A 23917-nucleotide genomic window follows, 5' to 3' on the forward strand; every position below is an offset into this window, starting at 1 on the left:
CGCCAATCCGTTTGGGTTAGGTAAACCAATTAGCGCTGAAACGTTTCAAGAAGTCTTGCGCTTTCCAGGCATCCTTGCAAGTAAAGCCGCATTTCAGCTTGCAGAATTTAGAGTTACAGCACATTTTTGCTTCAGGCCGCTGCCTTCAGGGGTGAACAGCCGTTCGGCTTCAGCAACTTCAGCAAGCGCAGCGACAGACTGAAAACCCGTTTTGATTTTTTGTGGGGTAACTGGCGAGGATATCTGTCTATTTTATGACAAGCGGCGTAAACTCCGCGTCTCTTCATATCACTGATACAGAAACATGCACACCACTCCCGCAGCCGCCTCACCCAAGCCATTTGATTTGACCTCATCGGCGTTTTTGATTGTTGCTTTTCTTACCGGCATTGCCGGCGCGTTACAGACCCCGACGCTGAGCCTGTTCCTCACCAACGAGGTGCATGCCCGCCCGGCCATGGTGGGGTTCTTCTTCACCGGCAGCGCCATTATCGGCATCCTGGTCAGTCAGTTCCTGGCCGGTCGCTCAGATAAGCGGGGCGATCGCAAATCCTTGATCGTCTTCTGCTGTCTGCTGGGTGTCCTGGCCTGCCTGCTGTTCGCCTGGAACCGTAACTACTTTGTGTTGCTGTTTGTCGGCGTATTCCTTAGCAGCTTTGGCTCTACCGCCAACCCGCAGCTGTTTGCCTTAGCCCGCGAACATGCCGACCATACCGGTCGCGAGGCGGTGATGTTCAGCTCGATCCTGCGTGCCCAGGTGTCGCTGGCCTGGGTCGTGGGGCCGCCAGTGGCCTATGCGCTGGCGATGGGCTTTGGCTTCCCGGTGATGTATATCAGCGCCGCCGTGGCGTTTGTGGTCTGCGGCGCGATGGTCTGGTTTTTCCTGCCGACGATGCGCAAGGAGCCGAAGCTGGCAACCGGGGTGCTGGAGTCGCCGCGCCGCAACCGTCGCGACGCCCTGCTGCTCTTTACCATCTGCACGTTAATGTGGGGCACCAACAGCCTCTATATCATTAACATGCCGCTGTTTATCATTAATGAGCTGCATCTCTCCGAGAAGCTGGCGGGAGTAATGATGGGAACCGCTGCCGGGCTGGAGATCCCGACGATGCTGATTGCGGGCTACTACGCAAAACGCTTCGGTAAGCGCTTCCTGATGCGCGTTGCCGCCGTTGCCGGTTTGCTGTTTTACGTCGGGATGCTCACCGCGCACACGCCGGTAGTGTTACTCGGGTTACAGCTGCTGAACGCCATCTATATTGGCATTCTCGCCGGGATCGGCATGCTCTATTTTCAGGATCTGATGCCGGGTCAGGCTGGCGCGGCCACCACGCTTTATACCAACACTACCCGCGTCGGCTGGATCATCGCAGGCTCCGTGGCGGGCGTCGTGGCCGAGATCTGGAGTTATCACGCGGTATTCTGGATTGCGCTGGGGATGTGCATCCTCACCACGCTCTGCCTGACGCGCATTAAGGATATTTAAGGCGCGGTAAGCGTCTCGAGTTCGAGCAGCCAGGTCATGGCCTGGCCGCGCGTATCGCCGCACATCTCCCGCGACGGCTGCAGGCCAGCACACACTTTCGGGCGCGAGCTCGAGCCGAAAATTTTGCAGCGCTGTTGCGCGTCCAGCTGCACGCAGGGGGTATTGGCAGGCTTGCCGTTGGGCATCCCGGGAATGGGGCTGGTGATGGAGGGGGCGGTGCAACATGCTCCGCAGTCCGGACGGCAATCCATATTCGTACTTTACCTGAAAGAAAGCCGCTCCCGCGGGCGTGACGGGCACAGTAACACCTTTTACGTATTGATAGCAAAAGCCACGAAATCCACTTGCCTGAAATGCCGCGCGCGAGTACTTTGACGCGATATTTTTGACCTTCCCGTTAACAGGATTACTGCAATGCCAAGAGCGAACGAAATTAAGAAAGGTATGGTGCTGAATTACAACGGCAAATTGCTGATTGTAAAAGACATCGATATTCAGGCACCCAGCGCCCGTGGCGCAGCAACGCTGTACAAAATGCGTTTCGCCGATGTACGTACCGGTCTGAAAGTTGAAGAGCGTTTCAAAGGCGACGATATCGTGGATACCGTTACCCTGACCCGTCGCTATGTCGATTTCTCGTATGTTGATGGCAACGAATACGTCTTTATGGATAAAGAAGACTACACGCCATACATCTTCACCAAAGATCAGATTGAAGAAGAGCTGCTGTTTATTCCGGAAGGCGGCATGCCCGACATGCAGGTTCTGACCTGGGATGGCGTTCTGCTGGCGCTGGAGCTGCCGCAGACCGTCGATCTGGAGATCGTGGAAACCGCACCGGGCATTAAAGGCGCATCCGCGTCTGCACGTAACAAACCGGCGACCCTGACCACCGGTCTGGTTGTGCAGGTGCCGGAATACCTCTCCGCAGGCGAGAAAATTCGTATCCATATCGAAGAAAAACGCTATATGGGTCGTGCTGACTAAGTGCGGGCTGTTTTGCCCGGTGGCGCTACGCTTACCGGGCCTACAAAAAACCGGCCATTGAGCCGGTTTTTTTGTGTCTGCTTTTGTAGGCCGGGTAAGGCGAAGCCGCCACCCGGCAATACCGGTTAAAGAAGCTCAGGATATTTGGTCATCTTCAGCGCCAGCTCCACGCCGCGCACTTCCGCCATCCCTTTCAGACGGCCAATGGCCGAATAACCCGGGTTGGTTTTCTTACGCAGATCGTCCAGCATCTGATGCCCGTGATCCGGACGGAATGGAATAGGACGCAGATCTCCCGCCTGCTTACGGCGCTTCTCTTCACGGAGAATGGCATCCACGACTGCCACCATATTCACGTCACCGCCGAGGTGCGCCGCTTCGTGGAAGGTCTTCGGATTCTCTTCCCGGCAGGTTGCCCGCAGGTGGGTAAAGTGAATGCGGTCGCCAAAGGTTTCAATCATCTGCACCAGGTCGTTGTCGGCCCGCACGCCGTAGGAGCCGGTACACATGGTGAAGCCGTTGCTGATGCTGTCGACCGTCTCTTTCAGCCACTGCATATCCTCAATGGTGGAGACGATACGCGGCAGGCCCAGGATAGGACGCGGTGGATCGTCCGGGTGAACGGCCAGACGCACGCCCACCTCTTCCGCTACCGGCACAATAGCGCGCAGGAAGACGGCCATATTTTCCCGCAGCTGGGCTTTGTCGATGTTGCCATACTCCGCCAGGCGCGCGCGGAACTGGTCGAGGGTGTAGCCCTCTTCCGCCCCCGGCAGACCAGCGATGATATTGCGGGTCAGCTTTTCGATATCCGCTTCGCTTGCCGCATCGAACCACGCCTGCGCCTGCTGCTGCTCTTCTGCAGTGTAGTCAGCCGCTGCGCCTTCACGCTTCAGGATGTGCAGCTCGAACGCGGCAAAGGCGATCTGGTCAAAACGCAGCGCCTTTGAACCATCCGGCAGCTGATATTCGAGATCGGTACGCGTCCAGTCAAGGATGGGCATAAAGTTGTAGCACACGGTATCAATGCCGCAGGCCGCGAGGTTGCGAATGCTCTGCTGGTAGTTGGCGATCCAGGTCTGATAGTCGCCGGAGTGGGTTTTAATCTCCTCGTGAACCGGAATACTCTCCACTACCGACCAGGTGAGTCCTTTTTCGGCCAGCAGCGCCTGACGCGCTTTGATCTCTTCTACCGGCCACACCTGACCGTTAGGAATATGGTGCAGCGCGGTGACAACGCCCGTTGCGCCAGCCTGACGCACGTCATCAAGCGAAACAGGATCATTGGGTCCGTACCAACGCCAGGTTTGTTCCATCGATTCACCCTCTAAAGTTGTTATACCAATATTTCGTCATGTGATGACGACTACCATACATGCATGCGGAAACAGGTCAACTCGCCTCGCAATATTGATTGATCCATCTCACAGTTCCCGGATATTTACGGCTTACCAATTCAATTTGCTGTCATATAACTTTACACTCACCTTGTTAATTAATGGTTAATCAGGTGTTTATTTCATGAAGACAATTGCCACCACCGCGCTACCCGCTCACGTGTTGCAGCCGCAGTACGATCGCCAGGCGTTACGCTCCCGTATCGTCCATTTCGGCTTTGGCGCCTTTCATCGCGCCCATCAGGCCCTCCTGACCGACCGGGTGCTGAACGCCAAAGGCGGCGACTGGGGGATCTGTGAGATTAGCCTGTTTAGCGGCGATACGCTGATGAGCCAGCTGCGCGCGCAGGATCATCTCTTTACGGTGCTGGAAAAAGGCGCCGACGGAAATCAGCCGATTATCGTCGGGGCGGTACATGAATGCCTGAACGCTAAACTCGATTCGCTGGCGGCCATTATTGAGAAGTTTTGCGAGCCGCAGGTGGCGATCGTCTCCCTGACCATTACGGAAAAGGGTTACTGCATCGATCCGGCCACCGGCAAGCTGGATACCCGCAACGAGCGTATTATTCACGATCTGGAGTACCCGGATGCGCCGCACTCGGCGCCGGGTATCCTGGTCGAAGCCCTGCACCGCCGCCGCGAGCGCGGCCTGGCGCCGTTCAGCGTGCTTTCCTGCGATAACATTCCGGACAACGGCCACGTGGTGAAAAATGCGGTGCTGGGGATGGCCCACAAGCGCTCGCCAGAGCTGGCGGAGTGGATCGCCGCCAACGTCAGCTTCCCGGGCACGATGGTGGACAGGATCGTACCCGCCGCCACCGACGACTCCCTTGCGGAAATCGCCCGCGAAGTGGGCGTCGAGGATCCGTGCGCCATTAGCTGCGAGCCGTTTATTCAGTGGGTGATCGAAGATAACTTTGTTGCCGGCCGCCCGGAGTGGGAAGTGGCCGGAGTACAGATGGTGCAGGACGTCCTCCCCTGGGAGCAGATGAAGCTGCGCATGCTCAACGGCAGCCACTCTTTCCTCGCTTATCTCGGCTATCTGGCCGGTTTCGCCCATATTAATGACTGCATGGCCGACAGCGCGCTGCGTGACGCCGCCCGTCGTCTGATGCTTAACGAACAGGCGACGACGCTGCGCATCACCGGGGTGGATCTGATCGCCTACGCCGACAGCCTGATTGATCGCTTCGCCAACCCGGCACTGCAACACCGCACCTGGCAGATTGCGATGGATGGCAGCCAGAAACTGCCGCAGCGAATGCTGGAGAGTATCCGCCTCCACCTTCAGCGTGACACCGCCTGGCCACTGCTGGCGCTGGGAGTCGCCGGGTGGATGCGCTACGTCAGCGGCGTGGATGATGCGGGCAATGCCATTGACGTGCGCGATCCGCTAAGCGATAAAATTCGCGCCATCATCGAGACCAGCAGCGAGGAGGAGCGCGTGACCGCCCTGCTGGCGCTGAATGAAATTTTTGGCCACGACCTGCCTCAGGAACCCCGGTTCGTGGAGGCCATCACCCAGGCTTACCAGCGTATCAGCCAGTCGGGCGCGCGCCAGGCGATTATCGACACGCTGTCGCTTTAACCTTTATTGCGCTTAAGGCGAGCGGGAAGTCTTCCGTTCGCCCTTCCCCTTCCCAATGCTGTTCTTTTCCGCCAGGATTATTGATAATTGTTATAGCATTACATTTATCACCCTGGAGCACCTGTGACTAAAACCAACCTCATTACCGGTTTTCTCGGCAGCGGGAAAACCACGTCAATACTGCACCTGCTGGCCAATAAAGATCCTGACGAAAAGTGGGCCGTGCTGGTCAATGAATTTGGCGAGATCGGCATTGATGGCGCGTTGATGGCTGATAACGGGGCGCTGATAAAGGAGATCCCAGGGGGATGCATGTGCTGTGTCAACGGCCTGCCGATGCAGGTGGGGCTGAATACCCTGCTGCGACAGGGCAAGCCCGACCGGCTCTTGATTGAACCTACCGGGCTCGGTCACCCAAAGCAGATCCTCGACCTGCTGACCGCCCCGGTCTATGAGCCGTGGATCGATTTACGCGCCACCCTGTGCCTGCTCGATCCCCGTCAGCTGCTGGACGAAAAGTTTGTCCAGAACGAGAATTTCCGCGATCAGCTGGCCGCCGCCGACATCATCATTGCCAATAAAGAGGACCGCGCCACCCCGGAAAGCCGCGCTGCGCTGGAACTCTGGTGGCAGCACTTTGGCGGCGAGCGTCAGATTGCGCACACCACCCAGGGAAGTGTGGACAATGCCCTGCTCGACCTGCCGCGGCGTAATCTTGCTGAATTGCCCGCCAGCGCAGCCCATTCCCACAGCCACGGCGAAAAACAGGGTCTGGCGGCACTGAGTCTGCCTGCGCACCAGCGCTGGCGTCGCAGCCTGAACAGCGGCCAGGGGCATCAGGCCTGTGGCTGGGTCTTTGACGCCGACACCTGCTTCGATACCATCGGTTTACTGGAGTGGGCGCGGCTTGCCCCGGTTGAACGGGTGAAAGGGGTAATGCGTACCCCCGATGGGCTGGTACGGATTAATCGTCAGGGGGAAGATTTCTTCATCGAAACGCAGGGCGTGGCGCCGCCGGACAGCCGAATAGAGTTAATTAGTGCGGTTAACACCGACTGGAATGCCTTACAGTCGAGCTTGTTGAAGCTTCGTTTAAGTTCGGGGAACTAACGTTGCCCTGATTGAATTACTTACGGCGTGATGATGAAAACCCGACTTTTCCCCATTTTATTGCTTAATGTCGCCGGTGTGGCGCTCTTTTTATCCTGGTATCTGCCGGTCAACCACGGTTTCTGGTTCCCGCTGGATAGCGGCATATTCCACTTCTTTAACCGGCAGCTGGGAGAGAGCCGCGCCTTCCTGTGGCTGGTGGCGATCACCAATAACCGTGCCTTTGACGGCTGCTCGCTGCTGGCGATGGGTTATCTGATGCTGACGTTCTGGCGAAAAGAGAGTCCCGCCGGGCGTCGCCGTATTCTGATGATCGGCCTGGTGATGCTACTGACCGCGGTGGTGCTGAACCAGCTGGCGCAGGCCTTAATACCGGTGAAACGCTCAAGTCCGACGCTATTTTTCCCGGATATTTATCGCGTCAGTGAATTGCTGCATATTTCCACAAAAGATGCCTCTAAAGACAGTTTCCCAGGCGATCACGGAATGATGCTGCTTATTTTCAGCGCTTTTATGTGGCGTTATTTCGGGCATAAGACTTTCGCATTAGCCCTGATTATTTTTGTGGTTTTCGCATTCCCTCGGGTAATGATCGGTGCGCACTGGTTCACTGATATTGCCGTCGGGTCGCTTTCGGTGGCGTTGATTGGTCTTCCGTGGTGCCTGATGACCCCATTGAGTGAGCGTTTAATCGCCTTCTTTAATCGTTATCTGCCCGGCAATAAAACAAATTCGAAACAAGTTACTAACAGAAATTAACAATAACCATCAGGGATCATTACCGATCCCTGATAGATTTCCCCCTCGATTTCAGCGCCTTTGTCATCTTCCTGTCACATTAATCACGTTAGAAATTAATGCGTTGTACAGAACTTAACCTAAATTACCCTGCCCGACCACTCTCCTGTCAACGTACTTTTACTATCACAATTACTTATAAAAAAAGTGCGTATTTTTACTCGCATTACCCGCCTCAATCAGGTAATCTCAGACTCGTTTTACCTCAGCGCCACAATTATTATCGTTGTAAATAAATTTGTGCGATTCGCCACAGATTTGACCATAAAGAATTGTCTGATAGTGCGCAGGTATTTAGTCTCGTCTCGCTTGGCATTTTTTATAACGATATTTGTCGTTAAGGACTTCAAGGGAAAATAAACAACATGGTCAAATCTCAACCGATCTTGAGATACTTCTCACGGGTAATCCCGGCGATTGCAGTCGCGGTTCTGCTTTCAGCTTGTAGCGCATCGAACACCGCAAAGAATATGCATCCTGAGACGCGTGTTGTGGGGTCAGAAGACGCCTCTTCACTGCAAGCTTCTCAGGATGAATTTGAAAAAATGGTCAGCAATCTGGATATCAAATCCCGATTAATGGACCAGTATGCCAGCTGGAAGGGCGTGCGCTATCGCCTGGGCGGCGAAACACGTAAAGGCATTGATTGTTCCGGTTTCGTACAGCGTACCTTCCGCGAACAGTTTGGTTTAGAACTTCCGCGTTCAACCTATGAACAACAGGAAATGGGCAAATCGATTTCACGTAACAGCTTACGTACCGGCGATTTAGTTCTGTTCCGTGCGGGTTCAACCGGCCGTCATGTCGGCATCTATATTGGTAACGACCAGTTTGTCCACGCGTCCACCAGCAGTGGTGTGACGATCTCCAGTATGAACGAGCCATACTGGAAAAAGCGCTATAATGAAGCGCGTCGTGTACTGACTCGCAGTTAACCGCCTGTGCTGTCCGTTTCCCTTGACTGACAGCATGGAAAAAAGCACTGCTATGGCAGTGCTTTTTTTTTATCGCAGGACGCGATAATTCTGGACGGCTCGTTCCAGGTTATAGTTTTATCGTTGCGTGAGTTTAGCCGTCATGATAATGCGGGCGGCAAATCAGGATCCCATAACGTTTATGTTTACCCGCCATTTATCTTCCCGCCGAAAGGTGCTGATGCTCAGCGTACTTTCAGCTCTTATCGTCGCCCTGCTCTGCGGCGGTATGCAGTTTTTTTTCAGTTACCATAAACGTGCAGTGAAATACGATAACCTGATTAAAGACCTCCATGACTACATCGAAAGTTATTTTAAAGAGCTGCGCGTTTCTGTTGATGAATTACAGCCACTGACGCTCAGCGAGTGCCAGGATGTACGATCTGAACTCACCTCCCGCGCGTCATTCAGCCTGAACGTCCGCGCCTTTCTGCTGGTGAAAGATAAAATGGCCTTCTGCTCATCAGCAACCGGGCCGATGCATGTCCCGCTCAGCGAACTGGTGCCGAAAATCGACGCAACTAAAGCGGTAGATATGGCCCTGCTGCCGGGTACGCCAATGATGCCGAAAAAACCGGCCATTGTGTTGTGGCATCGTAATCTGCTGATGAAAGATGGGGGGATATTTACCTCCATTAACCTCAACCTGACCCCTTATCTGCTCTACACCGCCCGCCAGGATGAGTTTGCCGGTATTTCTCTGATCATTGGCGATACGGTTTTTTCGACCTATTCAAACCGCATCACCCACGTTTCGGAGCTAAAAGAGCGCCCTGCGCGCTCAAGCAAAATCGAAGGACTGCCGCTCACCGTTAATCTCTACGCCGAAAGCTGGACGATGGAAGATCTGGTCTTTGCACTACTGTTTGGTCTGTTGTGCGGTTCCAGCATCGGGGTACTCTGCTTCTACTGGCTAATGATGCGCGCCAACCCGCGTAAAGAGATCCTGACCGGCATTAAGCAGAATCAGTTTCATGTGGTCTACCAGCCAGTGGTAGGTGCCAGCGATTTGCAGATGCGGGGCGTGGAGGTGTTGATGCGCTGGCAGCATCCCGGCGCGGGGGCGATCCCGCCGGATGCCTTTATTAACTTTGCAGAGGCCCAGCAACTGATTGTGCCGCTGACGCTGCACCTTTTCGATCTGATCCTGCGCGACGCACCGGCGTTAGCGAAACGGCTGCCGCCAGGCTCCAAGCTGGGCATTAACATTTCGCCAGGCCATCTGCACGCCGAGAGCTTTAAAGATGACATGCGCAAATTTGCCGCCTCGCTGCCGCCGGATCATTTCCAGATTGTGCTCGAAATTACCGAGCGCGACATGCTCAATCAACGGGAAGCGACAAAGCTGTTTGAGTGGCTGCATCTGGAAGGTTTTGAAATCGCCGTGGATGATTTTGGCACCGGACACAGCGCCCTGATCTACCTTGAGCGTTTTACTATGGACTACCTCAAAATCGACCGGGGTTTCGTGAATGCTATCGGGATGGAAACTGTCACCTCGCCGGTACTGGATGCGGTGCTGACCCTGGCGCGGCGGCTGAATATGGTGACCGTCGCCGAAGGTGTCGAAACCCCCGAGCAGGCGAAATGGCTGCGCGATCACAACGTCAATCTGCTGCAGGGCTACTGGATAAGCCGACCCCTGCCCCTGGAGCAGTTCCTGAACTGGCAACCTGATATTCACCTTGATCGCGAATAATTGCCCAACCACCGCTACGTCACTTATTATTCAGGTATCTTGCCCGGGCCGAACAGAGAAGGAAAACGTAGCGTAATGATAGTGCGCATTGTGGTGCTGATGGTGGCGTTAATGAGCGGATTCAGTCAGGCGCAAACCATTAAAGAGAGCGACGCCTTCGCGGTTATTGGCGAGCCAAAATATGCCATCAATTTCGATCACTACGATTACGTCAATCCGGCCGCGCCTAAAGGGGGCGCTGTGACCCTGGCGGCAATTGGCACCTTCGATAATTTCAATCGCTATGCCCTGCGCGGCGTGGCGGCCGAAAGAACCGACGCCCTCTACGACACCCTCTTTACCACCTCAGACGACGAGCCCGGCAGCTATTATCCGCTGGTGGCCGAGACCGCCCGCTATGCCGATGATTTCTCCTGGATGGAGCTGACGATCAACCCGCTGGCGCGATTTCATGACGGTACGCCGGTCAAAGCCAGCGATGTTGCCTTCACCTTTCACAAATTTATGACCGAGGGCGTCCCCCAGTTCCGGCTGGTCTACAAAGGGGCGACGGTAACGGCCATCGCGCCGTTGACGGTGCGCATTACCCTTGCCAGCCCCAATAAAGAGGACATGCTGAGCCTGCTCACCCTGCCGGTAATGCCGGAAAAGTTCTGGAAAGATCATAAGCTCAGCGATCCGCTCTCCACCCCACCGCTGGCAGGCGGCCCGTATCGCATCACTCGCTGGCGGATGGGGCAATATGTGATTTATTCCCGGGTAAAAGATTACTGGGCGGCAAACCTGCCGGTAAACCGGGGCCGCTGGAATTTCGACACCCTGCGCTACGACTACTATCTGGATGACAACGTGGCCTTTGAAGCCTTTAAAGCGGGTGCCTTTGATATGCGGATAGAGAGCAGCGCCAAAAACTGGGCCACCCGCTACACCGGGAAGAATTTTGACCGCCACTATATCGTAAAGGAGTCCTTTAAAAATGATTCCGCCCAGGATACGCGCTGGCTGGCGTTTAATATTCAGCGCCCGGTATTTACCGACCGCCGCGTGCGCCAGGCCATCACCCTCGCCTTCGATTTTGAGTGGATGAACAAAGCGCTCTTTTATGGCGCCTACAGCCGTGCCAACAGCTATTTCCAGAATACCGAGTATGCCGCGCAGGGCTACCCGGATGCCGCGGAGCTGACGCTCCTCGACCCATTAAAAGATGCAGTTCCCCCGGAAGTGTTTACGACTCTCTTTCAGCCCCCCGTCTCGAAAGGCGACGGTTTTGATCGTAACAATCTGCTGAAAGCCAGCCAGCTACTGGACGAGGCGGGCTGGGTCATCCGAAATAAACAGCGGGTCAATAAGCAAACCGGCAAACCGCTCAGTTTTGAACTGCTGCTGGCTTCCGGGGGCAACAATCAGTGGGTACTGCCGTTCCAGCACAACCTGGCGCGGCTGGGCATTACCATGAATATCCGCCAGGTGGATAATTCACAGATCACCAACCGGATGCGCAACCGCGATTACGATATGATGCCGCGCCTGTGGCGGGCCATGCCGTGGCCGAGCAGCGATCTGCAGATCTCCTGGGCCTCTCAGTACATTGATTCCACCTACAATTCACCGGGGGTGCAAAACCCGGCGGTGGATAAGCTGATTGCGCAGATCGTCGCCGCGCAGGGGGATAAAGCCAGACTGGTACCGCTTGGCCGGGCGCTGGATCGGGTTCTGACCTGGAACTATTACATGCTGCCCATGTGGTTTATGGGGGAAGACAGGGTCGCTCGCTGGGATAAGTTCGCCCTTCCCGCCCAGCGCCCGGTTTATTCTCTCGGGTTTGATACCTGGTGGTATGACGTTAATAAAGCGGCGAAATTACCCGCCGAACGGCGTTAAGGATACGCAATGGGCGCATATTTACTTCGTCGTTTACTGCTGGTGATCCCCACCCTATGGGCGATCATCACCATCAACTTTTTTATCGTGCAGATTGCTCCAGGCGGCCCGGTGGATCAGGCGATTGCCGCCATCGAGTTTGGTAACAGCGGGACGATGCCCGGCGGAGGCGATGCGGGCATGCGCGCCAGCCACGCCCGCACCGGGGTCGGCAATATCAATGAGAGCCACTATCGCGGCGGGCGCGGGCTCGATCCGGAGGTGATCGCCGAGATCACCCAGCGGTACGGCTTCGACAAACCGATCCATGAGCGCTACTTCAAAATGCTGGGCGACTATCTGCGCTTCGATTTTGGCGACAGCCTGTTTCGCAGCGCGTCGGTGCTGCATCTGATCAAAGAGAGCCTGCCGGTCTCCATTACCCTGGGGCTATGGGGAACGCTGATCATCTATCTGGTCTCCATTCCGTTAGGTATTCGTAAGGCGATGGATAATGGCAGCCGGTTCGACATCTGGAGCAGCACCTTCATTATTATTGGCTATGCCATTCCGGCATTCCTGTTTGCCGTCCTGCTGATCGTCTTTTTCGCCGGGGGTAGCTACTTCGATCTCTTCCCGCTGCGCGGGCTGGTCTCGACCGATTTCAGCAGCCTGCCGTGGTACAAAAAGATAACCGACTACCTGTGGCACATTACCCTGCCGGTGCTGGCGACGGTGATCGGCGGCTTTGCGGCCCTGACCATGCTGACCAAAAACGCCTTTCTTGATGAGATCCGCAAGCAGTACGTGGTCACCGCCCGCGCGAAGGGGGTGAGCGAGCGACGCATCCTGTGGAAACATATTTTTCGCAATGCCATGCTGCTGGTCATCGCCGGTTTCCCGGCCACCTTTATCAGCATGTTCTTTACCGGCTCCCTGTTAATTGAGGTGATGTTCTCCCTTAACGGCCTGGGTCTTCTGGGCTACGAGGCCACCGTCTCGCGGGATTACCCGGTGATGTTTGGCACGCTCTATATTTTCACCCTGATTGGCCTGCTGCTGAATATCCTCAGTGATATCTGCTATACGCTGGTCGATCCGCGTATTGATTTTGAGGGTCGCTGATGCTGCGCTTAAGCCCCGTCAACCAGGCCCGCTGGGCTCGCTTTCGTCACAACCGCCGCGGCTACTGGTCGCTGTGGATTTTCGCCCTCTTTTTTGCGCTGAGCCTCTGTTCGGAGATCATTGCCAACGACAAACCGCTGCTGGTGCACTTTAACGATCGCTGGTACGTGCCGGTTTTCAAGAATTACAGCGAGAGCGACTTTGGCGGCCCCTTTGCCACCGAGGCGGATTATCAGGACCCGTGGCTACAGGCGCAATTGAATGAGCACGGCTGGGTGCTCTGGACGCCGGTCCGCTTTGGCGCCAACAGCATTAACTTTGCCACTACCACCCCGTTCCCGTCGCCACCCTCGGCACAAAACTGGCTGGGTACCGATGCCAACGGCGGCGATGTGCTGGCGCGTATTCTGTACGGTACCCGCATTTCTATACTGTTTGGCCTGCTGCTGACCCTGTTTTCCAGCGTCATGGGAGTGCTGGCCGGGGCGATCCAGGGCTATTACGGCGGCAAGATTGATCTCTGGGGACAGCGGTTTATCGAAGTGTGGTCCGGCATGCCAACGCTGTTTTTAATTATTCTGCTCTCAAGCGTGGTGCAGCCTAACTTCTGGTGGCTACTGGCTATCACGGTGCTGTTTGGCTGGATGGCGCTGGTAGGGGTGGTGCGGGCGGAGTTTCTGCGCACCCGCAACTTCGACTACATTCGCGCCGCCCAGGCGCTGGGGGTAAGCGATAGCGGGATCATTTTCCGCCACATGTTGCCTAATGCGATGGTCGCCACCCTCACCTTCCTGCCGTTTATTCTGTGCAGCTCTATTACCACCCTCACCTCGCTCGATTTTCTCGGCTTCGGCCTGCCGCTGGGCTCGCCTTCTTTGGGGGAGTTGCTGTTGCAGGGCAAAAATAACCTCCAGGCACCGTGGCTTGGGATCACCGCCTTCCTCTCCGTTGCTGTGCTGCTCTCATTGCTGATTTTTATTGGCGAAGCGGTACGCGACGCCTTTGATCCAAATAAGGCGGTTTAAGATGACGCAGCCTTTACTTCACATCGACGCGCTCTCCGTTGCTTTTCGCCAGCAGGGCGAGCTACGCACCGTGGTGAATGATATCTCCCTGAAAATTGACGCCGGCGAGACGCTGGCGCTGGTCGGCGAGTCGGGTTCCGGGAAGAGCGTCACCGCCCTGTCGATCCTGCGTCTGCTCCCCGCCCCGCCGGTGGTCTATCCCCAGGGCGATATCCTGTTTCACGGCCAGTCCCTGCTCCATGCTGACGAGCGCACGCTGCGCGGGGTGCGCGGCAATAAGATCGCCATGATCTTTCAGGAGCCGATGGTGTCGCTGAATCCGCTCCATACTCTTGAAAAACAGCTCTACGAGGTGCTTTCCCTGCATCGCGGTATGCGTAAAGAGGCGGCTCGCGGAGAGATGCTGGATTGTCTCGAACGCACCGGGATCCGCAACGCCGCAAAACGGCTTGCCGATTACCCGCACCAGCTTTCGGGCGGTGAGCGCCAGCGGGTGATGATTGCCATGGCGCTGTTGACCCGTCCGGAACTGCTGATCGCCGATGAGCCCACCACCGCGCTGGATGTTACGGTGCAGGCGCAGATCCTGCAGCTATTACGCGAGCTGCGCGACGAGCTGAACATGAGCCTGCTGTTTATCACCCACAATCTCAGCATTGTGAAAAAGCTGGCCGACCAGGTGGCGGTGATGCAGAACGGTCGCTGCGTGGAGCAGAACCGCGCCGCGCCGCTGCTTGCCGCACCGCAGCATCCCTATACCCAACGCCTGCTCAACAGCGAGCCCGCAGGGGATCCCGTCCCGCTGCCGCAAGATGTTCAGCCGCTGCTGCGGGTCAAGGATCTCTCGGTGGCGTTTCCGCTACGTAAAGGCATCCTGCGCCGGGTGGTGGATAACAAGCAGGTGCTGAACAACGTCAGCTTTACCCTGCGCCCGGGTGAGACCCTGGGGCTGGTGGGTGAGTCTGGCTCCGGCAAGAGCACCACCGGGCTGGCGCTGTTACGCCTGATCGCCTCGAAGGGGGAGATCCTGTTTGACGACAACCCCCTGCATGAGTGGGATCGCCGCCAGATGTTGCCCGTCCGCCACCGGATGCAGGTGGTTTTTCAGGATCCTAACTCTTCTCTTAACCCGCGCCTCAACGTGCAGCAGATCATTGAGGAGGGGCTGCGGGTACACCAGCCTGGCCTGAGCCTGCAGGCGCGTGAAGAGGAGGTCATTCGGGTAATGGGCGAAGTGGGGCTCGACCCGCAGACCCGGCATCGTTACCCCGCCGCCTTTTCCGGCGGCCAGCGCCAGCGGATCGCCATTGCCCGGGCGCTGATTTTGCGCCCGGAGTTGATAATTCTGGATGAGCCGACCTCATCCCTCGATAAAACCGTGCAGGCGCAGATCCTGGCGCTGCTAAAAGATTTACAGCGAAAACACCGTCTGGCCTATATTTTCATCAGCCACGATTTGCAGGTGGTACGTGCGCTATGTCACCAGGTGATTGTGTTACGTCAGGGAGAGGTGGTCGAGCAGGGAGACTGTCAGCGCGTGTTTGCCGCGCCGACGCAGGAGTATACGCGTCAGCTGTTAGCGTTACGCTGACGCTCAGAAAGGATTCTGGCCAGAAAAAGGCTCGGCGATAGCCACACCGACGTTTTTCAGGCGGCAGGTTGCTGCAAACTCATCCTGGCTTTTCACGAACAGGCACGGCTCGCCTTCGCACTCCAGCACCGAGCTGTAAAGCTCAATGTCCGTCAATGCCTGGCTCAGCTTTTCCATCAGCGGCCATGCGTTGCCCTCTTCCGGGCTCAGCAGTTTGAGCGCCACCAGACAATTATCAGGGGTTGTTCCACTTTGCGGAATCGGTTCAACCTTCGAGCCTGCAAAACCAGCCGACCAGCGATAGCTCTGCGGCAAGCGATGCACAATTGAGAGCTGTAATGTATTCACGTTTATTCCCCGGAAGCAAATTTACTTCACAATCTATTTACATTTATAGTAACACAACATTAACCGCCTGCTCTGTTTTTAATAAGAAAACGCTTACACCCACTATTCATGGGTGCAGGGGCCTTGTTTTTCAGGGCTTTCTGACGGTGTTTCAGGTTTATAGCGGCGCTATATGTACCCGTTTCTGTGATCTAACACAACCTTTTTAACTACAAAGATGTGACTATTTACACAAATAGATTTTACATAAAAGAAACAAACAAGAGGTCAAAGAACCGCCTTTTAATTGACCTGCATCAAAAAAGGGCCCCGACAGGGCCCTTTTTTGTGCATCATTTCACCAATTTCTTTGGCCGGCTGGCATAAAGGCAGAAAAGAATCGAGCCGGTGGCGCACAGCGCGATTGACCAGAGCATCGGCCAGGCGCTGTTAAACGTCGCCAGTGAAAGCAACGCGCCGACAATGGCGCCGATACCAAAGCGGAAGGTCCCCGCCAGTGAAGAGGCGGTACCGGCCATATGCGGGAACTCGTCGAGGATGACCGCCATAGCGTTGGACGAGACCATCGATATACAGCCAACAAAGGCCGCAATACCGATTACCAGCGCCCAGAATCCGATATCAAAGTAAGCGGTTACCACCATCCACACCGCCATCACAAACTGGATCCACAGCCCGATACGGAACATATTCAGCGCCCCTACCCGGCGCACGAAGCGGCTGTTGATCATCGTCAGCACGAAGATGAATACCACGTTCAGCGCGAAATAGTAGCCAAATTGCTGCGGTGAGACATGGTTAAGCTCAATGTAGACAAACGGCCCGGCGCTGAGGAATGAGAACATCCCGGCAAAGCTGAAACCGCTGGCCAGCATGTAGCTCAGCACGCGCTTATGGCGAAACAGCGAGGCAAAGTTGCCAAGCGTGGTGCGAATATGAAACTTCTGCCGGTGTTGTGCAGGCAGGGTCTCTTTAATAAAGAAGAAGATCATTGCCGAGGCCAGCAGGGCCGCCAGCGCCAGGATCCAGAAAATAGCGTGCCAGCTAAACCAGACCAGCACCGCTCCCCCGACCATCGGCGCCACCAGCGGCGCGACGGTGGTCACCAGCATGACGAATGACATCATGCGGGAGAACTCCTCCTTCGGGTAGATATCGCGCATCAGGGCATTGATGACCACGCTTGCCGCCGCAGCCGCCAGGCCGTGGAAGAAACGCATCACAATAAGGTAATCGACAGATTGCGCCATCGCGCAGGCCATCGCCGCGCCGGCGAATACCAGCGTACCGCCCAGCACCACCGGTTTGCGCCCCAGGCTGTCGGCCATTGGCCCGTAAAGCAGCTGACCGAGGGCAAAACCGAGAATATAGCTGCTGAGAGTCATCTGTACGCTGCCTGCCGGCACGCCAAACTGCTCGGCGATCACCGGCAGTGCGGGCAGATACATGTCGATGGACAGCGGCATCAGCATGGCCAGCAGGCCAAGAATAAAAACAATGCTGAACGACGAGTGTGGCCTGGTGGTCACAATTAACTCCTGAAATTAGCGTGAAGAGAGGCCAACGCTGGCAATTTCTTCTTCCGTCAACGGGCGGTATTCGCCTGGCTCAAGGTCCGGGTCGAGAGCGATAGCCCCGATCCGTTCGCGATGCAGACCGACCACGTGATTTCCCACGGCGGCAAACATGCGCTTCACCTGATGATAGCGCCCTTCACTGATGGTCAGACGCACTTCGGTTGGGGTAATAACTTCCAACACGGCGGGTTTGGTCAGATCTTTTTCATTATGCAGCTGGACGCCGTGGGCGAACTGCTCTGCCGTACTGTCGCTCACCGGATTTTCCAGCGTCACCCGGTAGGTCTTTTCGCAATGGTGGCGCGGTGAGGTGATGCGGTGTGACCACTGACCGTCGTCGGTCATCAGCACCAGGCCGGTGGTGTCGATATCCAGACGCCCGGCAGCATGCAGTTTGTGAGCGACCGGCTCATCGAGAAAATAGAGCACGGTGGGATGGTCGGGGTCTTCGGTGGAGCAGACATAGCCTTGCGGCTTATTGAGCATGAAGTAGCGCGGGCCGTTCTGCTGGGTCAGCGAGTTGCCTTCATACTCCACCTGATGCTCAGGCTGGAGTTTAAACGCGCTGTCTCGCACAATGTCGCCATCCACGGTAACGTGGCTGCCGCGGATCAGACGCCCGGCAATAGCGCGGCTTACGCCGAGTTGCTGAGCGATAAACTTATCAAGTCGCATGAAATATTTTAAACCTTACAGGTGCCAGGAGCCGGACAATGCGTCCGGAAAAGAAGCAGTCAGGAACAGTCCAGTATAACGGGCTCTGTGCGCCACTCAAGGGAAAAAGTTTCGTGGCATAATATGAGCGAGATAACCAAACCGAGACCCCATGACCTTTACACTTCGCCCCTACCAGCAGGAAGCCGTGGACGCTACCCTCGCCCACTTTCGTCAGCATAAAGAACCGGCGGCCATTGTCCTGCCCACCGGCGCGGGCAAAAGTCTGGTGATCGCCGAGCTGGCGCGCCTGGCCCGGGGCCGCGTGCTGGTGCTGGCGCACGTCAAAGAGCTGGTGGCGCAGAACCATGCCAAATATCTGGCGCTGGGTCTGGAGGCTGATATTTTTGCCGCCGGCCTACAGCGTAAAGAGAGCCACGGTAAAGTGGTCTTTGGCAGCGTGCAGTCGGTGGCGCGCAATCTGGATAAATTCCAGAGCGAGTTCTCCCTGCTGATTGTCGATGAGTGCCACCGTATCAGCGATGATGACGATAGCCAGTATCAGCAGATCCTGACCCATTTGAAAAATGTTAATCCGCAGATCCGCCTGCTGGGGCTTACCGCCACCCCGTTCCGCCTCGGTAAGGGCTGGATTTATCGCTTTCATTACCACGGCATGGTGCGCGGCAATGAAAAGGCGCTCTTCCGCGACTGCATTTACGAGCTGCCGCTGCGCTACATGATCAAACATGGCTACCTGACGCCACCGGAACGGCTGGATATGCCGGTGGTGCAGTATGATTTCAGCCGGTTGCAGGTGCAGAGTAACGGCCTCTTCAGCGAGGCGGATCTTAACCGCGAGCTGAAAAAACAGGATCGTATTACCCCGCATATCATCAGCCAGATCATGGAGTTTGCCGCCACGCGTAAAGGGGTGATGATTTTTGCCGCCACCGTGGAGCACGCCCGGGAGATCACCGGCCTGCTCCCCGCCAGCGAGGCCCGGCTTATCACCGGCGAAACGCCAGGCAGCGAGCGCGATCGGCTGATTGAGGCGTTTAAGGCGCAGCAGTTCCGCTATCTGGTCAATGTGTCAGTGCTTACTACCGGCTTTGATGCCCCGCACGTGGATCTGATTGCCATTCTGCGCCCGACAGAATCCGTCAGCCTTTACCAGCAGATTGTTGGCCGCGGCCTGCGCTTAGCCCCCGGGAAAACCGACTGCCTGATCCTGGATTATGCCGGGAACCCGCACGACCTGTATGCCCCGGAGGTGGGTACGCCAAAAGGCAAAAGTGACAACGTGCCGGTACAGGTGTTTTGCCCCGCCTGCGGCTTTGCCAATACCTTCTGGGGTAAAACCACCGCCGACGGCACGCTAATCGAACACTTTGGCCGTCGCTGCCAGGGCTGGTTTGAAGATGACGAGGGCCATCGCGAACAGTGTGACTATCGCTTCCGCTTTAAAAACTGCCCCCAGTGCAACGCCGAGAACGATATCGCCGCCCGCCGCTGCCGCACCTGCGATGCGGTGCTGGTCGATCCCGACGATATGCTGAAAGCGGCCCTGAAGCTGAAGGACGCCCTGGTGCTCCGCTGCAGTGGGATGGCGCTGGCACACGGTGCCGATGACAAAGGCGAATGGCTCAAAATCACCTACTACGATGAAGATGGCGCCGATGTAAGTGAGCGCTTCCGTCTGCACACACCCGCCCAACGCACCGCCTTTGAACAGCTGTTTATCCGCCCGCATACCCGCACGCCGGGCGTGCCGCTGCGCTGGATCACCGCGGCGGATATCGTTCATCAACAGCCGCTGCTGCGCCACCCCGATTTTGTGGTGGCGCGGAAAAAAGGGCAGTTCTGGCAGGTGCGAGAAAAAGTGTTTGATTATGAGGGCCGCTTCCGCCGTGCCAATGAATTGCGGGGATAGCGGGACTTTTCATTGATGTGAAAGCCATTTGAGTATAAAATGCCGCCCGCTTCACATCCGTGAGGCAGAACACTCACCTGTTGCTGGGTCGCCTGTAGCAGGATTTTTTATACAGAGAGAAATCAATGTTCACTATCAATGCAGAAGTACGTAAAGAGCAGGGTAAGGGTGCGAGCCGCCGCCTGCGCGCAGCTAACAAATTCCCGGCCATCATCTATGGCGGCGAAGCTGCTCCTGTCGCAATCGAACTGGACCACGACAAAGTGTGGAACATGCAGAACAACGCTGAATTCTACAGCGAAGTACTGACTCTGGTTGTTGACGGTAAAGAAGAGAAAGTTAAAGCTCAGGCAGTACAGCGTCACGCTTTCAAGCCAAAACTGACTCACATCGACTTCGTTCGCGCGTAATCGCAAACTTGTCGAAAAAAAACCCCGCATTGCGGGGTTTTTTTATGGCCGTTATTTGCCGCCAGAGGTGCGACGCTGCAGCTGATCCCGCAGATTTGGCGGCGTGCCTTTAATGGTCAGCGTGTCGGTCGCCGGATCCCAGAAAATGCGCTCGCCGAGCAACATGGCATCAAAGTTGATGGTTAATCCGCCGCCGCTACCGGCAAATTTGGTGAGCTGACGCAGCGTACTGCGATCCGCCGGGAAGCTCTCTTCCAGCTCGTAGCCTTTCTCCGCCGTAAAGTCCTGGAAGCTCACCTCGCTGACGCCCGCCAGCTCTTTGGAGAGCGATTCCAGTTCAATCTCTTCGCCCGCCTGTAGCTGTTCGTTGCAGTAGGCATAAACCTGCTGGCGCACGTTCTGGCGTTCCGCTTTGTCCAGCTCGGCTTCTGCGGTGAAGTCATCCACCGCCTGCAGCAAACCTTTATTCTGCGCTTTGGCATTCAGCCCTTCGCTGGCGCCGAGGAAATCCATAAAGAAGTCGGCCACCTTGCGCCCTACCCGGCCTTTCAGGAAGGTCAGATAGCGGGTGGATTCAGGATTGGTTTCCCATTCGGTCAAATCGATGCGCGCCACGATATCCGCGTGGTTGATGTCCAGATAGTGGGTCGAGCTGATATCCAGCTGCTCGTTGACGCGCATGCTGCTTAAGTTGTTCAGCACCGCCACCAGCAGGTACTCGACCGCCAGGTAACGATAATGGCAGAACAGGACGATGCCGCCGTCGGCAAAGGGGTATTTTGCCAGCTCATCGCGCAGGCGGCCGGTGGCGGCCCGGCTGAACGCGAGAAAATCGTCTTCACCCTGACGCTGCTGGCGCAGCGCCTGCGCCAGTTCGCTCTCTTCGCTGAACAGGCCGTAGGCTTTGTTTTTGGCACTGTAAACCCGATGCAGCTCCGCCATCATGTCAACAACGGTAGGCGTCGGCTCCAGTAACGAATCGCGCAGCACCAGCTCAAGGGTTTGCTCATCACGCTTGATAAGCTGGTGCAGAGCAATCTGGTTGATATCCAGACTCATGTTAAACTCTCCTTTTAGACCGGGCCGTATTCAACCACCCCCCAGTCATGTATGCAACCGAAGATAAAAAAGGGGAAAAAAAGCTGTTGCTACGTTAATATGTTGCCCTTTCCTCCACAAACAGATTTAGATTTATGCCACAACTCTCCCGCTACAGTGATGAACACGTTGAACAAATGCTCAGTGAGCTGCTCAACGTACTGGAAAAACATAAGGCGCCGACCGACCTTTCCCTGATGGTTCTGGGAAATATGGTGACTAACCTTATCAATACCAGCGTTGCGCCGGCCCAGCGCCAGGCGATCGCGAAATCTTTCGCTCAGGCCTTACAGTCCTCGGTTAACGACGACCAGGCGCACTAAGGGAAACAAACGACAGTTTATGGTGACGAATCGTCAGCGCTACCGTGAAAAAGTCTCCCAGATGGTTAGCTGGGGGCACTGGTTTGCCCTGTTTAACATTCTGCTGGCGATAGTGCTTGGCAGTCGTTATCTGTTTGTCGCCGACTGGCCGACGACGCTTGCCGGACGGGTCTTCTCCTGGATAAGCGTCATTGGCCATTTCAGCTTTCTGGTCTTCTCCACCTATCTACTGATCCTCTTCCCGCTGACGTTTATCGTCATGTCACAGCGGCTGATGCGGTTTATCTCCGCTATCCTCGCCACCGCAGGCATGACGCTGCTGCTTATCGACAGCGAAGTCTTTACCCGTTTTCACCTGCATCTTAATCCCGTCGTCTGGGAACTGGTGATCAATCCCGACCAGAACGAAACGGCGCGCGACTGGCAGCTGATGTTTATCAGCGTGCCGATTATCCTGCTGATTGAGATGCTGTTTGCCACCTGGAGCTGGCAAAAACTGCGCAGCCTGACGCGGCGCCGTCGCTATGCCAAACCGGTGGCCGCCCTCTTTTTTGTCGCCTTTATCGGCTCGCATTTTATGTATATCTGGGCGGACGCTAACTTCTACCGCCCCATCACCATGCAGCGCGCGAACCTGCCGCTCTCCTATCCGATGACCGCTCGTCGTTTCCTGGAGAAACACGGTCTGCTGGATGCCCAGGAGTATCAGCGCCGCCTGATTGAACAAGGGGATCCTGAAGCGGTATCGGTACAATATCCGCTGAGCGATCTGCGCTACCGTGACATGGGTCAGGGGCAAAACGTCCTGTTGATCACCGTCGACGGTCTGAACTACTCGCGCTTTGAGAAACAGATGCCAGCCCTGGCGGAGTTCGCCGAGAAGAACATCAACTTTACTCAGCACATGAGCTCCGGTAACTCAACCGATGCCGGGATCTTTGGCCTGTTCTACGGCATTTCACCTGGCTATATGGACGGCGTGCTGTCATCGCGTATCCCTGCCGCGCTCATCACCGGGCTCAACCAGCAGGGCTACCAGCTGGGGCTGTTCTCTTCGGATGGCTTCAGCAGTCCGCTCTATCGCCAGGCGCTGTTGTCCGACTTCTCTCTGCCGACCGCACAGAGCCAGTCCGACGAACAGACCGCCGGGCAGTGGATCAGCTGGCTTCACCGTTACGCGCAGGACGACAACCGCTGGTTCTCCTGGGTTGCTCTGAACGGCACGACGCTGGATGACAGCAACCAGAAAACCTTTAACCGCCGCTATGCGCAGGCCGCAGGCAATGTTGATACCCAGATTGCCCGGGTGCTGGACGCGCTGCGGGAATCGGGCAAGCTGGAGAATACCGTGGTGGTGATCACCGCCGGTCACGGTGTGCCGCTGGGCAGCGAGCGCAACGATGTCGACTGGGCGCGCCCTCGCCTGCATGTTCCGCTGGTGATCCACTGGCCTGGTACGCCATCCCAGCGCATTAACATGCTGACCGATCATAAAGATGTGATGACTACCCTGATGCAGCGTCTGCTCCACGTCAGCACGCCAGCCAATGAGTATTCCCAGGGTCAGGATCTGTTCAGCGCAACGCGTCGTCATAACTGGGTGACGGCTGCCAGCAACAACACGCTGGCCGTTACAACGCCAACCCTGACGCTGGTGCTGAACAGCAACGGTAATTACAAAACCTATAACCCGCAGGGTGAGAAACTCAACGACCAGACGCCGCAGTTAAGCCTGCTGCTACAGGTGCTGACGGATGAGAAACGGTTCATTGCAAATTGATTTAATATTAATCAGTTAGCCAGAACCACCCTTGCATTAAACGCGGAAATAGGTAGTATAAATTTCACGTGTCGGCACGTAGCGCAGCCTGGTAGCGCACTGTCATGGGGTGTCAGGGGTCGGAGGTTCAAATCCTCTCGTGCCGACCAAA

General features: G+C 56.1%; 21 protein-coding genes and 1 tRNA gene. 16 read left to right on the top strand and 6 right to left on the bottom strand.

Annotation, left to right across the window (positions count from 1 at the left end; genetic code table 11):
- Window positions 1-304 precede the first annotated feature (304 nt).
- Window positions 305-1486 carry a sugar efflux transporter SetB gene (gene setB / locus ACOKCT_RS08065; RefSeq protein WP_103180355.1) on the top strand — a complete coding sequence of 394 codons (1182 nt, stop codon included), beginning with the start codon at window positions 305-307 and terminating at the stop codon, window positions 1484-1486.
- Here setB and ACOKCT_RS08070 read toward each other — a convergent pair.
- Entirely contained in the window at window positions 1483-1737 is a 255-nt protein-coding gene (locus ACOKCT_RS08070; RefSeq protein ID WP_103180356.1) for a YkgJ family cysteine cluster protein, read from the bottom strand. The genes setB and ACOKCT_RS08070 overlap by 4 nt on opposite strands.
- Before the next feature lie 163 nt (window positions 1738-1900).
- On the opposite strand from ACOKCT_RS08070, the gene yeiP reads away from it, so the two are divergent.
- Window positions 1901-2473, top strand: a complete 573-nt coding sequence (yeiP, locus tag ACOKCT_RS08075) for an elongation factor P-like protein YeiP (protein ID WP_014884579.1) — start codon at window positions 1901-1903, stop codon at window positions 2471-2473.
- A 125-nt stretch (window positions 2474-2598) separates the two neighbouring features.
- Here the strand turns inward: yeiP and uxuA are convergent, their stop codons facing one another.
- Window positions 2599-3789, bottom strand: a complete 1191-nt coding sequence (uxuA, locus tag ACOKCT_RS08080; RefSeq protein WP_103180357.1) for a mannonate dehydratase — start codon at window positions 3787-3789, stop codon at window positions 2599-2601.
- A 205-nt stretch (window positions 3790-3994) separates the two neighbouring features.
- Here uxuA and ACOKCT_RS08085 point away from each other — a divergent pair, with 205 nt between their 5' ends.
- The 9 genes from ACOKCT_RS08085 to yejF all read left to right on the top strand — a co-directional run bounded on the left by ACOKCT_RS08085 (window position 3995) and on the right by yejF (window position 15643).
- On the top strand, window positions 3995-5461 hold the full coding sequence (locus ACOKCT_RS08085) for a mannitol dehydrogenase family protein (protein ID WP_420193351.1): 1467 nt from the start codon (window positions 3995-3997) through the stop codon (window positions 5459-5461).
- Between the two features lie 123 nt (window positions 5462-5584).
- Window positions 5585-6571 (top strand): CobW family GTP-binding protein, encoded by a 987-nt coding sequence (locus ACOKCT_RS08090; RefSeq protein ID WP_156654916.1) that lies wholly within the window; start codon window positions 5585-5587, stop codon window positions 6569-6571.
- Window positions 6572-6598: 27 nt separating this feature from the next.
- Window positions 6599-7330 carry a phosphatase PAP2 family protein gene (locus ACOKCT_RS08095; RefSeq protein WP_103180362.1) on the top strand — a complete coding sequence of 244 codons (732 nt, stop codon included), beginning with the start codon at window positions 6599-6601 and terminating at the stop codon, window positions 7328-7330.
- Between the two features lie 404 nt (window positions 7331-7734).
- Window positions 7735-8304, top strand: coding sequence for a bifunctional murein DD-endopeptidase/murein LD-carboxypeptidase (mepS, locus tag ACOKCT_RS08100; protein ID WP_103180364.1), 570 nt, complete (start codon window positions 7735-7737; stop codon window positions 8302-8304).
- 181 nt (window positions 8305-8485) lie between these two features.
- Complete coding sequence (locus tag ACOKCT_RS08105; protein ID WP_420193352.1) at window positions 8486-10042, top strand: cyclic di-GMP phosphodiesterase; 1557 nt, start codon at window positions 8486-8488, stop codon at window positions 10040-10042.
- Window positions 10043-10117: 75 nt separating this feature from the next.
- Window positions 10118-11923, top strand: coding sequence for an extracellular solute-binding protein (locus tag ACOKCT_RS08110; RefSeq protein WP_420193353.1), 1806 nt, complete (start codon window positions 10118-10120; stop codon window positions 11921-11923).
- Between the two features lie 9 nt (window positions 11924-11932).
- Window positions 11933-13027, top strand: coding sequence for a microcin C ABC transporter permease YejB (locus tag ACOKCT_RS08115; RefSeq protein ID WP_114314418.1), 1095 nt, complete (start codon window positions 11933-11935; stop codon window positions 13025-13027).
- The gene (locus tag ACOKCT_RS08120; protein ID WP_420193354.1) at window positions 13027-14052 is read left to right on the top strand and encodes an ABC transporter permease; all 1026 of its coding nucleotides are present in this window, start codon (window positions 13027-13029) and stop codon (window positions 14050-14052) included. Before ACOKCT_RS08115 ends, ACOKCT_RS08120 begins: the two co-directional genes overlap by 1 nt.
- Before the next feature lies 1 nt (window position 14053).
- Entirely contained in the window at window positions 14054-15643 is a 1590-nt protein-coding gene (gene yejF / locus ACOKCT_RS08125) for a microcin C ABC transporter ATP-binding protein YejF (protein ID WP_420193355.1), read from the top strand.
- Window positions 15644-15646: 3 nt separating this feature from the next.
- Here the strand turns inward: yejF and ACOKCT_RS08130 are convergent, their stop codons facing one another.
- From ACOKCT_RS08130 to rsuA, 3 genes are all read right to left on the bottom strand, one after another.
- Window positions 15647-15991 carry a YejG family protein gene (locus ACOKCT_RS08130; RefSeq protein ID WP_103180374.1) on the bottom strand — a complete coding sequence of 115 codons (345 nt, stop codon included), beginning with the start codon at window positions 15989-15991 and terminating at the stop codon, window positions 15647-15649.
- A gap of 332 nt (window positions 15992-16323) precedes the next feature.
- Entirely contained in the window at window positions 16324-17520 is a 1197-nt protein-coding gene (locus tag ACOKCT_RS08135) for a Bcr/CflA family multidrug efflux MFS transporter (RefSeq protein ID WP_156654921.1), read from the bottom strand.
- Window positions 17521-17535: 15 nt separating this feature from the next.
- Window positions 17536-18243, bottom strand: coding sequence for a 16S rRNA pseudouridine(516) synthase RsuA (rsuA, locus tag ACOKCT_RS08140; RefSeq protein WP_156654922.1), 708 nt, complete (start codon window positions 18241-18243; stop codon window positions 17536-17538).
- Window positions 18244-18394: 151 nt separating this feature from the next.
- Between rsuA and ACOKCT_RS08145 the strand changes: the two genes are divergently transcribed.
- Window positions 18395-20155, top strand: coding sequence for a DEAD/DEAH box helicase (locus ACOKCT_RS08145; RefSeq protein ID WP_103180380.1), 1761 nt, complete (start codon window positions 18395-18397; stop codon window positions 20153-20155).
- A 125-nt stretch (window positions 20156-20280) separates the two neighbouring features.
- Entirely contained in the window at window positions 20281-20565 is a 285-nt protein-coding gene (gene rplY, locus ACOKCT_RS08150; RefSeq protein WP_103180382.1) for a 50S ribosomal protein L25, read from the top strand.
- A gap of 51 nt (window positions 20566-20616) precedes the next feature.
- On the opposite strand, the gene yejK is transcribed toward rplY, so the two are convergent.
- Complete coding sequence (gene yejK / locus ACOKCT_RS08155; RefSeq protein ID WP_156239401.1) at window positions 20617-21624, bottom strand: nucleoid-associated protein YejK; 1008 nt, start codon at window positions 21622-21624, stop codon at window positions 20617-20619.
- 134 nt (window positions 21625-21758) lie between these two features.
- Here yejK and ACOKCT_RS08160 point away from each other — a divergent pair, with 134 nt between their 5' ends.
- From ACOKCT_RS08160 to ACOKCT_RS08170, 3 genes are all read left to right on the top strand, one after another.
- Window positions 21759-21986, top strand: a complete 228-nt coding sequence (locus ACOKCT_RS08160) for a YejL family protein (RefSeq protein WP_032612681.1) — start codon at window positions 21759-21761, stop codon at window positions 21984-21986.
- Window positions 21987-22005: 19 nt separating this feature from the next.
- A complete protein-coding gene (yejM, locus tag ACOKCT_RS08165) occupies window positions 22006-23766 on the top strand; it encodes an LPS biosynthesis-modulating metalloenzyme YejM (RefSeq protein WP_420193356.1) in 1761 nt (586 codons plus the stop codon).
- A 72-nt stretch (window positions 23767-23838) separates the two neighbouring features.
- Window positions 23839-23915, top strand: a tRNA-Pro gene (locus ACOKCT_RS08170).
- The last annotated feature ends 2 nt before the right edge of the window (window positions 23916-23917 follow it).

The sequence above is a fragment of the Leclercia sp. M-A074-M genome, from assembly GCF_965195605.1.
In the GTDB taxonomy this organism is placed as follows: Bacteria; Pseudomonadota; Gammaproteobacteria; order Enterobacterales; family Enterobacteriaceae; genus Enterobacter.

Coding starts and splice junctions, on each gene's coding strand:
- setB (WP_103180355.1), top strand. CDS start 305: ATGCACACCACTCCCGCAGCCGCCTCACCCAAGCCATTTGATTTGACC.
- ACOKCT_RS08070 (WP_103180356.1), bottom strand. CDS start 1,737: ATGGATTGCCGTCCGGACTGCGGAGCATGTTGCACCGCCCCCTCCATC.
- yeiP (WP_014884579.1), top strand. CDS start 1,901: ATGCCAAGAGCGAACGAAATTAAGAAAGGTATGGTGCTGAATTACAAC.
- uxuA (WP_103180357.1), bottom strand. CDS start 3,789: ATGGAACAAACCTGGCGTTGGTACGGACCCAATGATCCTGTTTCGCTT.
- ACOKCT_RS08085 (WP_420193351.1), top strand. CDS start 3,995: ATGAAGACAATTGCCACCACCGCGCTACCCGCTCACGTGTTGCAGCCG.
- mepS (WP_103180364.1), top strand. CDS start 7,735: ATGGTCAAATCTCAACCGATCTTGAGATACTTCTCACGGGTAATCCCG.
- ACOKCT_RS08105 (WP_420193352.1), top strand. CDS start 8,486: ATGTTTACCCGCCATTTATCTTCCCGCCGAAAGGTGCTGATGCTCAGC.
- ACOKCT_RS08110 (WP_420193353.1), top strand. CDS start 10,118: ATGATAGTGCGCATTGTGGTGCTGATGGTGGCGTTAATGAGCGGATTC.
- ACOKCT_RS08115 (WP_114314418.1), top strand. CDS start 11,933: ATGGGCGCATATTTACTTCGTCGTTTACTGCTGGTGATCCCCACCCTA.
- ACOKCT_RS08120 (WP_420193354.1), top strand. CDS start 13,027: ATGCTGCGCTTAAGCCCCGTCAACCAGGCCCGCTGGGCTCGCTTTCGT.
- yejF (WP_420193355.1), top strand. CDS start 14,054: ATGACGCAGCCTTTACTTCACATCGACGCGCTCTCCGTTGCTTTTCGC.
- rsuA (WP_156654922.1), bottom strand. CDS start 18,243: ATGCGACTTGATAAGTTTATCGCTCAGCAACTCGGCGTAAGCCGCGCT.
- ACOKCT_RS08145 (WP_103180380.1), top strand. CDS start 18,395: ATGACCTTTACACTTCGCCCCTACCAGCAGGAAGCCGTGGACGCTACC.
- rplY (WP_103180382.1), top strand. CDS start 20,281: ATGTTCACTATCAATGCAGAAGTACGTAAAGAGCAGGGTAAGGGTGCG.
- yejK (WP_156239401.1), bottom strand. CDS start 21,624: ATGAGTCTGGATATCAACCAGATTGCTCTGCACCAGCTTATCAAGCGT.
- ACOKCT_RS08160 (WP_032612681.1), top strand. CDS start 21,759: ATGCCACAACTCTCCCGCTACAGTGATGAACACGTTGAACAAATGCTC.
- yejM (WP_420193356.1), top strand. CDS start 22,006: ATGGTGACGAATCGTCAGCGCTACCGTGAAAAAGTCTCCCAGATGGTT.